The organism is Dysgonomonas sp. GY617, from assembly GCF_015233815.1.
In the GTDB taxonomy this organism is placed as follows: Bacteria; Bacteroidota; Bacteroidia; order Bacteroidales; family Dysgonomonadaceae; genus Dysgonomonas_A.
This window is the reverse complement of the sequence record NZ_JADCLR010000029.1, coordinates 384440-396887: the sequence shown is the minus strand read 5'-3', so window position 1 is coordinate 396887 and position 12448 is coordinate 384440. Positions and strand designations below refer to the sequence as shown.

Below are 12448 nucleotides of genomic sequence, written 5' to 3'. Positions count from 1 at the left end.
ATTATGAAAAAAATACTTACACTCCTTTTATTGACTGCTTTATTTATCGGTTGTTCATCCGATGATGATAAAGATGAAATCAATATTATCAACCCCAATGCTGAATTAATATTTAATGAGCCGCTTATTATGTTTGGCAAAACACTTGATGAAGTACGTGCTGCCGAAAAAAGGGAACTTGTTGAAGGCACAACTTCTACATACAAGGAAGTAAAAGGGGATTTACAATATATGATTATATATGGAACTACAAATGGAAAAGTAGATGAAATACAAGTGACTATTGAAAATCAACCTATAGATAGATATGATGAAACAGTTGCATCATTATCTAAGAAATATAGAAAAAACGAAAACAAGGATCAGTTTAACGCTGATACTTATTATATATATCCTCAAAAATATGGCGTTATAAATACAATATGGTTTTATTTTCCAAGAAATAAATAAAATAAATAGAGGGGTTGTTTATTCCCCTCTATTTATGTTTACAGACTCACCATCCATATACATTTCGGTAGCAAAAGAATCTTCATGACTTTGCGGTAAAGAATCCGCATCTATCCAAATCTTACTAGTTGCAACATCAGCACCAAAGAAACGTTTGGGTAATCCATTTTCTAAGAACCTATTGATAAGAATTGCTTCACCTGTTATTCTCACTTGACGTAATTTTTTATTTGTACTAGTATCCCAAAGATTAAATTCCATTTCGGGACCCACAAAGAAACCATTCACAAAGAAGTTTAGTTTGAATACTTCAAGCTCTTTATGAAATAGCGTTAAACTTCGGGTGACAGGATCAATAACAATTCTATTATCATCATCATTACTTTCAAATCTTCCTCTAGTTAGCAGATTACCCAAGGTATCCCACAAAATATTTCCTTTTGCCAATTGCCCCGATCCATCCATACGGAAAAGAATATTAGAAAGGCTATTAATAGCATCTTGAAAAGTACCACCAGCCCAAAACGCCGGATCGGCGTCACTTTCATAGATACCACTTATCCCAGCATGTTCCTCCCAATTATTCCCAGCTTTTGCTCCCATCCTCAACAAGGTTGTAAGTATCATCCCGTTATCTATTACCGTTTCATTCTCCATTGCAGTACGTAGATAGTTTAGGGCTTGTATGCTTTTACTTGTTTCCCGATATTGAACATCAATCAGCTTTTTTGTTTTATTCATGTTATCATCCACCTTTCGGGTAAGCGATGGGTTTGCCACATCACCCACAATGTAGGTACAGATGTATTTGTTGAATAAACTTTTTGTAAATCCAAATATCCGGCTGGTTCTGCTTCCATCCATAAATATGGGGCTAACCATTTGCACCTTTTGCCCTATATCTAAATCAATGTTATTTTGGTAGCAATAGCCCGGTACATTGGGACATGTATAAGTTGCGTTATCTTCCGTTATGCTTTTTAAGTATTTTGTAGATTCTTGTAGAAGTTCGGCTTCTGCATCCGGTATATATTGATTGCTTACAAGTGCAATATCAAAATTATATAGTACATACTGATCGCCCAAACTTGGTTTTAATATTTCGTTGGGGATTGTCATATCCGGATTGCTGGTATCATTGATTATTTCGAATTCGCCCGAAGAATCACTATATCCTACTTCGAAATCACGACCCTGTAATCTTCCACTTTCAAAAGCTATCATTAATGTTTCACCCGGAAGAATATACTCTTTTTTAAATTCGAGCCCCGAATCTTTGAAGAAATAAACAATAAAAGGATTGTTTGCCTCAACCGTACGGTCTACATTTCTTATTTCGGTGATTGTGCCAATACGTCTAGGAAAAACATTTTCAAAGATCATTACCTTTTCCAATATTTCACTTTGTACCATGTTGGGGATGGCATCAATAAAATCACCGTTAGTTGCTGGTAATCTTAATCGTTGTTGTACAATGGCATCCACTGCTTCACCACTTCCGGTACTTCTATAGTTTTTGGGTATATTTCGTGTTGATCCAAATGCAAACAAACGTGTACAAAAGTCCTCATTATTATCATTAGACCGGGTTATATCTCCCACAGAAACTTCACTCTCCAGAACTACAGGTTCACCAAACGAATGCCTTGAAACTAGATTTATAGTTTTTCCGGATACATACCATTCACAATCGAAAGTTTCGGAAATGGTGGTTAATGCATCAAATACATTGTCACCATTGAATGAAATATTCAGTATCTCGGTATCCTCAATCGTGCCAAGTATCCAAGAAGGATCATTTAAACACCGTTTAATATTTTCTAGGGCAATAGTCATAAAATCACGAGCACTAGAGGTCAACGTCCATTCCGATTCCTTCAATCCCTGCATGGTGTAAAACATAATAAAATCTTGAAAAAGCATATCAACACCCTCAAATATCAATTCGTAGTGATATTCATATAAACTTACCTCATCCGGTTGGTGGGGCTTCCTCAACATATATTTTTCACCTTCATACATTAAGTAATCACCCCGAACAAAATCACACACAACATTTAAGTTGAATTGAATTGAGATACTATTATCTTTCATCAATTCCTTTTTATGTTCAAAGTTTTCGGATATTCCTAGTGAAATTTTTGCTCTACCCAAAGCATTGTATATTATTAAATCATTTCCTATTGAAATCATAATCTTTATTCATTTATCTTATTACTCGATATTCTATAGTCTCAACATCTGCCATCATCTTTTGCGTCAAACCTGTTGGATCACTGTGAGGATGATAGCCATCTGGCATCACACATTGAATTTGAGTTAAATCACCTGTAACGGGATCAGCACCGTAACGTGGAAAAGAAGGATGTAGTCCGGATGTGCCTGCTACCCATTGGTTCGATAACCCCGTCTTTTCATAAAATTTAAAAACAGGCACACCCATATAATCAGCCACCATCTCTTGTGCCTCACATATTTCCTTAGCTGAAAATACGGTCATAGTGTTATCATAATGCGTTTGAATCATTATTCGCATTCTATAATCTACGTTTCTGATAATGTCGATCAAAGCAGCCATAGCACCCACAAACGTATCTTTGTTTCTATTTTGCAGATCAGTAAGAGTTCCTAATGCCAATCGGTCATTAAAGCCATGCTCGATAATTATTAAATCTACTTTATTAACTCCCGATAGATAAGGAAGTACTTTTATTTCGTATGATGTTGTTTTAGCCCATGCTAATTGTTCAGGAGTACATAGTCCAGACCATATTGAAGCTTTTTCAGCCTGTGTTTCTATAAGGCTTGACATTCTATGTCGGTTCGTATTATCAGCTAGTATAGGCGTTGTTGGGTTTTGCTCCCCACGTTTTATAAAGGATGCTCCCAATGCTTCATTATTAAGCGTTGCATTTACGGCTAATGCTGCGGCTTCATGATAGTCACCTCCAGCAGGGATTGAATTTCCAACTACTAAAATCTTCTTTCCGAACAACCATAGACTTTGTACTTTGAGGTTCAACGAGTCGATTTCAGAGGGGAAATTGTAGACGGGTACTATTCCTTTGCGTTTGATAGTAAGGTCGTAGCCTGTGCGTCCGTTTACCATAATCCAGAAGGCATTTGCAGGGGCTGTATAAGGGTAATCCTTGAATGTGCGCCCTGTGTTTCCGCTTTCTTTCAGTTCTAAAACCGTTCCGTTGATATCGGTAACTATAATGAGCGATACACTCCCCGTTAATGTTGAACTGATAAGAAATTGTTCCCCTGCAAAGGTTCTTTTTTTTGTGGCTGATTGTGCGGCGTAATCACCTGTTTGAAGTATACCGTTATTAGCATAGTAAGATGATACGGTTCTTACAATTGTTTGTTTATTGTAATCGGTCAACTGAGTGTTCAGATAGTCGGAAAGGCGACCGTTCGCGAATACTTTCAATCTTCCGTTAGATTTTTGACCGTTTAAAAAAACTTCAACGGCATCTTTTGGTATTGTCAGATTATAGAAGTTGTGATCGGTTCGGGTTAATCCTCCTTCGTAATCGAGTACATTACCACTTGCATCTTTATATACAGCTAAGGAAGCCCCAGCCGCAACCAATTTTGAGCTTATGGTTATAACATCAGATTGCTTACATGCTAGTTTTAGATAACACATATCAGCTACATCAGTAGAATTAACCGTTCCGTTATTTTGCATATACGCGGCATCTACATAGGCTGAAACGGGTATGTCCAATTGATTTAATGCAAACTCTGAGCTTTCGGTATTTTCAATCCATAGTGACATTTCTTCGCCTGTTTGCCCGTTGATGCCTACAAAGGCAGCCTTTGACATAGATGGGGTTAAGGGTACTTCTTTGTTAGCATATGCAGAACCGTCTTTGTAGTATTCGATAAACTGCATAGCTGCATTGAAGAATACGAGTGCAGGAACATCACCGCTTAGCATTGTGGTAATTTTCAGACGGTTGATGTTTCCACTAATCGGATAGATCGCACTTTTTTGCGCTGCATAATCACCCGTCGTACGTACGCCTGTGTAGTTGTAATAGTATCTTCTGTAATATTCTAGTACAGCTCTTGTATATAAGCCTGTTCTTACCTCTACTTTGAACGGTTTTACGTATATCTTTTTATTTTGATTTTCTTGCAAATAGGTAATGTCGGGTGATGGGTTATAACCTCCATACAATGCCATGTCAATGGAAAATTCTATATATCCTGCCCCATCGGTCAGATAAACTCTGTGAAGTGTATTTGATTGGATGTATTTTAAATCGATAGCATTGGCTAATAGGGTGTTTGGAGTAACTACTGTGCGTGTAGCTCCGACCATCTTTCCAACTCGAAATAAGGGTACTCCATTTGAGAACGCCCAGTTATATAGTCCGTATATGAAGTATTCGTTATTCTCATAGCCTTTAAACAGGACTAAGCGAAATGTTTTAAAGGCTTTTAAACCTGTAAGCATTTGGGTAGTTATAGTGTCGCTTTTCAATACATCTATTGGAAAGGCTCGGGATATGGATTGTTCATCTACTTGGAGTATCGTTTTTGGTGAACCGCCTGTTATGACAGCTAAGGCATCAAACACTGCTTTATTAGCTGGTATTGTTGATGAATCTTCGGTTATCAATTGGGTGATATCCGATTGTGAAAGCACATCACTAGGAAAAGCAGTTAATTTTGTATTATTCCATTGTACGGTAGTAACACCAGCCGTTGTTACTATTACAGCCGCATAAATATAACTTAATCCGGATACGGGGTCTTTTGAGTTTGTCACTATATATGCGTATCCCGTTTTAACCCCATTGGGGTCGGTGGTTGCATCAAATGGGGTAGTTGGTAAATCGGATACATTTGTTACCGATCCTTGGGGCAACATGCCGCTAACGAGATTGGATAGATCACTTTTAAATGCAAAATTATCCGATGCTGTTTTTACTGTTCGCCCACTTTTAACACCGAATACATCTATTCCATTAGGTGAACTTTCTCTAGGTAATAATGAACCCGGAACACTTTGTGTTTCTATATTTGTTGCCATCTTCTGTTTAAATTAAAATTGTTTTTCCTTCTTCTGTTAATAATAAGCTGCTTGTTTCAGTTGCTAAAGCTTCAAAAATGACCGGAACACTATTTGGCTCATTGAAACGAACTGATAGTTTCCCAAATTTTTCATAATATCCAAGACTTAAGAAACTAGCAACGGTTAATTTGAATGAATCTTCAAGGAATGATATTTTTAATGTCACCACCCCATTAAGTAATTCTTCCACAAAATTCTTGTAAGCAACCAAAAATTCTTGTCTGGTTTGTTTTAGTATGCAAAATTCGATTTGTACATCCCTTTCATCTATTCGAGGGCTGGCAATAAATACTTGTTTCCCATTCTGGCTTCTGAAATTATTTTCGGTGTATGCTTTGGGTGAGGCTGGGAGAAGAAGATTATCTATAGAATCCATAATCAAAAAAGCATTCCATGTTACCCAAGCATCTTTTCCATTTATTAATAATTGACCTGTCATAATTTGCTTGTATTTTTTTCTACTTTAGTTATCTGTTCTTCAATTCTTTTCATTGATTTTCCTGTACCTTCTATCTCATGAAAAGTGTTTAATTGGATGGTACGCATTTCATTAAAAATAGAAGTATGTTTTTTCAATTCATTGTCAATAGAAATATTTGTATTCAAAAGATTGCTAGAGGATAGTGATAAAGAAGAAAGAAACCCTTCCATCCTCAACCCAGACATTTGCACGGCTGATAATCGACCATCCAATCTACTCCCAGTATCTTCTGTTATAGTTTGAGATACACCCGTTGAAGCTTTTTGTGTTTTGCTGTTTTCAAAATCTAAACCAAGTGATTTATAAACGGCTTCTAACTTATCTGAATATTCCTTTGTAAGGTTTTCCAGATCAACACCCCATTGGCTTACATCTGTAGGATCAAGTGTATCTTCGCGGAACATATTAGCAAGCCTGTCATACATAGGTTTTAATGCATCTGCTAAAACCTTGTATTTAAAAGAACTCAGAACGGCATTTTTCAAAGTTTCCTCTGTGAAATCTCCCAAATCAGACACCCCCGATTTTAGATTGGTAAGTGCTGTCATTGTACTATCAAGAAAGCCATCAAGGTCCGTTCCCGTTACAAATTGATCCATCTGTTTAGATAGCTCAACCATTGAATCAGTCCATTTGTCGGTTTCCTCTTTTGCTCTATCAATTTGTTCGGCTATATCGGTTAATCCTTTATAACCCCTAGCTCCTAATCTCTTTAATGCTTCCTCTGTAGTCGTTATTCCATTCTTCCAATCTTCAATATCTTTTAGAAACCCTTTGTCTAGTCTCCCCAAACCTGCCCTATCATCGTACATAGATGATAATACTTTTTCACCATCACCGAAAATAGCATCATAAGACCTTCTAGCCGCATCTACATTTTTAGAAGCTGTTTTTGCATGATTTTCTAATTCTTCCCATACTGAGAAATCAGTATCAGACACAAAACCCTTTTCGATCAACCAGTGCAACGCTTCCATATTATCCTTGAAAGCACGTGCATAATCAATCGAGCTTATCAGATCGTAGTTTTGTTGACGTAAAGCAATATCATAGTCTTGTTGTAATTTTAATATTTCTCTTTGAATTTGGGCTTGTCGTTCCATCTTTCCGATAATACCAGATACAACCGTTGAAACAATACCTAATCCACTTGATGCAGCCCCCATAAAATCACCATTGGCAAACGAAGCAATACCACTTACAGCATTAGAAAGCATGCTAAAATCAAGCCCGGAAATATCCCCTAATGTTCCCACTATTTGGTTAAACAAGCCACTTATCTCCATAAGTTTTTGGGCTGGTGTTCGGGCAAACTCGTTATTGAATCCTTGCTGTTCTTGTTTTGCTCTTTTTATAGCATAAATCAAATCTGGGTAAGCCTTTGTTAAGTTGCTTAATGTAACCTCATCCAGCACATCAAAATTTAATCCGGTTAAAACCTTTAATTCTTTTTTAAGCGAGTCAATGTATTTTTGATTACTCTCAATTCGTTGTCTTAGTAGTGCTGAATCTTTGTCAGACTGAAAGAAGAATAATTCGCTAGTTAGTTCCACAGCTTTTTCTTTATACTCATTTTCCATTTGAATGAGTTTTGTGTTATGCTGTGACTTTATTGATTCAAGGGCTTTTGATTCAAGACTAAGCAATTCAAAATAATCATCCGAACCCTTTTTTACTAATCGCCTACGTTCATTAAAATAGTTTTCTGTATCATAAATCTTTTGCTCCATTTCGGATGCAAACTGTAATCTTTCCTCAATGATTGACTTTGAAATCTCGATATTTATCTGATCCAACCCCTTTTTATTGGCTTCCTTTGCACTCGCATATAAGGCATTAATTTGCTTTGTTACATCTTCCGGTCTTAAGCCTTCCGGCATTATTTTTGAAAGATCAGCTTTTGCATAGTAATCTTCAAAACCTGTACTAGTCCCAGAAGTACTTACATATTTGGTTTTGGCATAATCAAGTTGATCCTTTGCCGCTTTTTGTGCAAATTCTTTTATTGCTTGATCTTCTTTATCTGAATTCAATTTTAGTTGGCCGATACGCTTATCGTATCCCTCAACCATTCCATCTATTTCTTTTTGTCTTATCTCATTGTCAAAAGCTAATTTTTCAGTTTGTCTTTTTTGATCGGCTTCATCCAGCTTTCTCAATGCTTCAAGTCTTTTTTCGGCGGCAGCCTTTGCCCCTTTATCTGTCAAATTATTATCACCTGATGTGGTGGTAGAAGTAGCTTGATTAATTAAGCCACCATCCAATATCGCTTGTTCTAATTTTGCATTGGCATCTACTCTTACTTTATTGAGTTGATGAATCTCTTTTTGAAGGTTTTCCACTGTATCCATCCCCAGCCCCCCTACGATTCCATCTCCCAGAATACTTTTAGCTAATGATATCCCTGTTTTATTAGATTTATACTTATTCTTTTCAAGATCAGCTTTCTTTTTTTCAAGACTTTCAATTTTATCTTCCATTTCAACGATCTTAGGAGTATAAAATTCAACTTTAGCTTGTGCCTTAAGAAGCCCAAGCCTCTCTTCTATTTTCTTGTTTATATCACCTTGAATAAGTAATGATTTTGAATCAATAGTGTAGTTTGTCTTCAGTATTCCATTCAAGACATCTAATGCTGTTTGCCTATCTTTTAATGATTTATTTACATCCGTTGAAATAGATTTTAATTTTTCAAGTTGTGTTATTTCTATTGAATGTGTTATTTTTTCCGCTTCGTTTTTGTAATCTGTAAATATATTTCTAACCCTTTTTGCCTCATCATATACATTTTTCATATAACCTAGTAGTGCTATTATTGCTGATATGACAATAGCAGGTCCAAAAGAAGCCCACATTGACTTCAAAGCGTTGCCCAGACTCTTTATACTTCCGGATATGGCGGCATAAGCTGTAAGCCATGCCCCTCTTGATCTAATTGCAGCGGCTTGTGCGGCGGCTGCCTTTGCAGTCTCATGTGCTGCATTAACGGCTGTAGTTCTTGCACTTAGTAATTGTTTCGCCTTTTCCACTTCACGGGCAATAGCAATTTGTTGCTTACCACTAGCCTGTAAATATCTTAATTTGGCATTTTCTAACGCAATTTCGGCTTCAACCCTTGCAGCAATGGTTGCTCTTAATTTATTGTGAGTGGTTGTGGCATTAGCTACAATTTGCTGACCATTTGCAGCATAGCCCCGATAAACTTTAGTAAGAGAATTGGTTATGATGAATACTATTGTGGCAACAATACCGACAATGATATTTTTTATATTTTCCGTTGCTGATTTTATCAACTTAGTCAACCCGTCAACAAGGGCTTTATATTTATCTTGAAACCCGGTTGCATTAGTAAATTCACCGAATACATTTTCTAGTCTACCTAAAGAGGATTCTAAGTTATCAGTGCTTATTTCGGGAATCATTTCATTCAAAGCATCTGCAAACTTGGGTAAAATATCCGCACTCATTAACTTTCCTTGTTGAAGAAGCTTTTCAAGTCCAGCCATTGACACGCCTGCGGCTTTTGCCATTGCTTGCATAGCAACGGGCAACTTTTCCCCCATCTGTTTCCGCAGTTCTTCCGAACTAATCTTTCCCTTACCCATCATCTGAGAAAGAGCCAGCATTACCCCTTTATTCTCATCTGCTGTAAGACCAAAAGCAGTGGAAGCACGTGAAAGGGATTCAAATATTTTCTTCTGGTTATCCATTGACATCCCTGCTTGGGTTGCCGATGCTGTGAATTTTGTGAAACTGTCTGTTAAACCATTAACCTCAATACCGTACTTATCCGCAAGTTGATTAAGAAACCTTAAGTTATCAGCAAAACCTTGTGTACCACCGGATACATTTTTAAGAGCAGTAAGCACCCGGTTTGTTTCCCTAGCAACGTCTTTTAACCTAGAAATTAGACCAATTAACCCCATGCCTCCCACCCCAAGAGCGGCGGCAAAAGTCACAATCTGCATTTGAATGGATCGCAAAGAATTCTGAATGGTATTTGCTCCCTTTCTGAAATTCTCAGTTAATAAATTAACTGCTATGCTGAATGATAATCTTTTTCCCATGTCTTATTTATTTCTTGATTGGGTAAATACTTTGAATATTTCCCTTCCTTTTTTCAATTCTTCTTCGGAAATTTCCTTATCGGCTTCTATTTCCCAACTGAAAGGATATATATCTTTTGGAGATTTTATTTTCTTTGATAAGTGTGGGGATATTTGAATGAAAGTCCACAGCCGTTCAGATTCTAAGCGATTCTTAACTCTTTGATCGTGTGCATTTAGGAATATAGGCAATTCATAAATTTGCATCTCATTCAGTGCAAAATGAACATCAAGTCCATTCATTACCAAAGAGGATACAATGTCTTTGATATATATAGGCTCTGAATTATTTCTTTCATCACTACTATCTTCTTTTTCTTTGGTTGTATGAATTGGTTGAAATTGAGAAGCGAGATATGTTTGTCTCTCAAATTCATTACTCATTTCCTCCATTCCTTTATCGGATATATCTTTTTTAAATTCCTCTAAGGAAATATTCACCTCATCCGATAAGCTACATGTATAAAAAAAGGATACAATATCATCTATATTGCCATAATCTAATTTCGAGAATGGTTTTTGATTCAATTGTTCCCATCGAATGATTGCCCTTATAGTTAATTTCATAAATAGCCCCTTTTATAGATTGACATTATCTCCCGTTTTTGGGGGTAAAAAAAAGAGCCTGCTCGAATTGAACAGACTCTTTGTCATTTATAAAATAGTGAAAGCTTAAGTGGTAGGGGTGACAATACCCGGAGTCAATGCACCAACACCAGCAAAAGAAGCACTACAGGTTGCAATATCATTCACTGTTGACTTAAGATCAAGAGAGGTAATCATCACAGTACCTGTGTAATGTTTTTTCGTTTTGTCTATCTCAAATTTACCCCCCGTTGGTGTTTGCTCTGTGACTTTTGCAGACCCTAAGACGAATTCAAATGTCTGATCTGCTATTTGCATAGCTAACAATTTATCATAGCTATATTCGCCTTCTGTCTGCGTCAAAAATGATTCGCTAGAAATTGAAAAGCTTTTTTGTCCGGGCAAAGAAGCCTTCCAATTTCCAGACATCATTTTATTACTTATATCTACCTCATCGGTGGATGTGTTTAAAGATGCATCCGTTGCAAAAGCAACCGGATTGTCACCTATAAATAAAAACAACTGATCTCTAAATATGTCAGTGTTTGAATCATGTTTTATTGCTGCCATAATTTTTTAATTATTAAATTATTTCAAATAATAGAGTTTGTATATATTTTGCGTCCTCAAAATCTTCTGTAGAATCAAGAAGTCTAATTGTCATTTGAGGATTACTAAAAGTTCCTTTAAGGCATTCATTAATTTGATAGGCTAATTCCTGAGAAATACCATATTTATCCGATATAGCACTAATGTACACCTTGCATGATTGTTCATGAATACCCATTTTATTGTAAGATATTGAATATTCATCCCGGCGGTAAATAATAAAACTACCCGGTGTATCCTTTGGTGCTACGACCGGAAATATTTGGTCGCCAATAATTATTGTGATCTTTGGTTCACCAAGAAGTATATCCCGAATCTCTGTTGTAATCTTAAATTTACTATTTGCGCTCATTGCCTATTGTTTATTCGGTTAACAGCCCTTTCTATTCCATCATACAACGTCTCTAATGCTTTAGGATAGTCTTGTTCCTCGGTATCAGTCCAAAAATGATTCGCCTTTACCTTACCCACATATTTATGACTTTTCGTTTTCCAATATCTATCGGTGGTACCCATATCCACTAAATGAGCGTGTGATCCACCATCTTTTCCTTGCTTAAAACCGACTAAGACCCCCGGTTTGCTTTTCTTTACCCTCACATTGAAACTTCTAAGTAAATTACCCGTAACACCACGGCTTCCGCTTTTCATGCTTCTTTTCAATCTACCTTTGCCGCCTTTTTCAAACACTTTTCCAGCATCGCCAAGACCTTTTTTTATAGCCTTATCTTTACCAAAATCATCAAGATTACGAACTAAATAGTTTATAGTTCCACGATCTATTTGTTTTATTTCGATAACATTATTCATTATTTTTTGAGGCTGTTATTAAGTAAGTATTATCCCTTTGTTTATCGAGTAGAACTATCGAATAGAATCTATTGCCAAATTTGATATGCATATCTTCATTTAAGAAAGAATACACCCTTGTTTGAAAAACTATAGTATTGGCAATAAATTCCTCACTTGCATTTATACCACTACCCACCGATGCCGATAATTTTTTTCGATAGGCTTTGATGGTTCGTGTTTTAAAATACTCTTTACTAACTTCACCTGTAGGTAATGTTATTTTTCGAGGTTCATATATATCAATAGTTTCTGTCAACAATCCGGCTCTCATAC

General features: G+C 36.4%; 10 protein-coding genes. 1 reads left to right on the top strand and 9 read right to left on the bottom strand.

What is annotated here, in order from left to right; translation table 11 throughout:
- The first annotated feature begins 3 nt into the window (after positions 1-3).
- Entirely contained in the window at positions 4-450 is a 447-nt protein-coding gene (locus IR022_RS17450; RefSeq protein ID WP_194204699.1) for a hypothetical protein, read from the top strand.
- Between the two features lie 18 nt (positions 451-468).
- On the opposite strand, the gene IR022_RS17445 is transcribed toward IR022_RS17450, so the two are convergent.
- The 9 genes from IR022_RS17445 to IR022_RS17405 form a co-directional block, all read right to left on the bottom strand.
- Positions 469-2643 carry a phage tail protein gene (locus tag IR022_RS17445; RefSeq protein WP_194204698.1) on the bottom strand — a complete coding sequence of 725 codons (2175 nt, stop codon included), beginning with the start codon at positions 2641-2643 and terminating at the stop codon, positions 469-471.
- Between the two features lie 13 nt (positions 2644-2656).
- A complete protein-coding gene (locus tag IR022_RS17440; protein WP_194204697.1) occupies positions 2657-5500 on the bottom strand; it encodes an SGNH/GDSL hydrolase family protein in 2844 nt (947 codons plus the stop codon).
- A gap of 7 nt (positions 5501-5507) precedes the next feature.
- Complete coding sequence (locus IR022_RS17435) at positions 5508-5981, bottom strand: hypothetical protein (RefSeq protein ID WP_194204696.1); 474 nt, start codon at positions 5979-5981, stop codon at positions 5508-5510.
- Entirely contained in the window at positions 5978-10090 is a 4113-nt protein-coding gene (locus tag IR022_RS17430; RefSeq protein WP_194204695.1) for a tape measure protein, read from the bottom strand. The genes IR022_RS17435 and IR022_RS17430 overlap by 4 nt, the downstream gene beginning before the upstream one ends.
- A gap of 3 nt (positions 10091-10093) precedes the next feature.
- Entirely contained in the window at positions 10094-10696 is a 603-nt protein-coding gene (locus IR022_RS17425; protein ID WP_194204694.1) for a hypothetical protein, read from the bottom strand.
- Between the two features lie 105 nt (positions 10697-10801).
- Positions 10802-11284 (bottom strand): phage tail tube protein, encoded by a 483-nt coding sequence (locus IR022_RS17420; protein WP_194204693.1) that lies wholly within the window; start codon positions 11282-11284, stop codon positions 10802-10804.
- 13 nt (positions 11285-11297) lie between these two features.
- The gene (locus IR022_RS17415) at positions 11298-11675 is read right to left on the bottom strand and encodes a DUF3168 domain-containing protein (protein WP_194204692.1); all 378 of its coding nucleotides are present in this window, start codon (positions 11673-11675) and stop codon (positions 11298-11300) included.
- Complete coding sequence (locus IR022_RS17410) at positions 11672-12133, bottom strand: hypothetical protein (protein ID WP_194204691.1); 462 nt, start codon at positions 12131-12133, stop codon at positions 11672-11674. The genes IR022_RS17415 and IR022_RS17410 overlap by 4 nt, the downstream gene beginning before the upstream one ends.
- The gene (locus IR022_RS17405) at positions 12126-12446 is read right to left on the bottom strand and encodes a head-tail adaptor protein (RefSeq protein ID WP_194204690.1); all 321 of its coding nucleotides are present in this window, start codon (positions 12444-12446) and stop codon (positions 12126-12128) included. Before IR022_RS17405 ends, IR022_RS17410 begins: the two co-directional genes overlap by 8 nt.
- Between the last annotated feature and the right edge of the window lie 2 nt (positions 12447-12448).

Excerpts from the sequence above, each read along its gene's own strand:
- IR022_RS17450 (WP_194204699.1), top strand. The coding sequence starts at position 4 with ATGAAAAAAATACTTACACTCCTTTTATTGACTGCTTTATTTATCGGT.
- IR022_RS17445 (WP_194204698.1), bottom strand. The coding sequence starts at position 2,643 with ATGATTTCAATAGGAAATGATTTAATAATATACAATGCTTTGGGTAGA.
- IR022_RS17440 (WP_194204697.1), bottom strand. The coding sequence starts at position 5,500 with ATGGCAACAAATATAGAAACACAAAGTGTTCCGGGTTCATTATTACCT.
- IR022_RS17435 (WP_194204696.1), bottom strand. The coding sequence starts at position 5,981 with ATGACAGGTCAATTATTAATAAATGGAAAAGATGCTTGGGTAACATGG.
- IR022_RS17430 (WP_194204695.1), bottom strand. The coding sequence starts at position 10,090 with ATGGGAAAAAGATTATCATTCAGCATAGCAGTTAATTTATTAACTGAG.
- IR022_RS17425 (WP_194204694.1), bottom strand. The coding sequence starts at position 10,696 with ATGAAATTAACTATAAGGGCAATCATTCGATGGGAACAATTGAATCAA.
- IR022_RS17420 (WP_194204693.1), bottom strand. The coding sequence starts at position 11,284 with ATGGCAGCAATAAAACATGATTCAAACACTGACATATTTAGAGATCAG.
- IR022_RS17415 (WP_194204692.1), bottom strand. The coding sequence starts at position 11,675 with ATGAGCGCAAATAGTAAATTTAAGATTACAACAGAGATTCGGGATATA.
- IR022_RS17410 (WP_194204691.1), bottom strand. The coding sequence starts at position 12,133 with ATGAATAATGTTATCGAAATAAAACAAATAGATCGTGGAACTATAAAC.
- IR022_RS17405 (WP_194204690.1), bottom strand. The coding sequence starts at position 12,446 with ATGAGAGCCGGATTGTTGACAGAAACTATTGATATATATGAACCTCGA.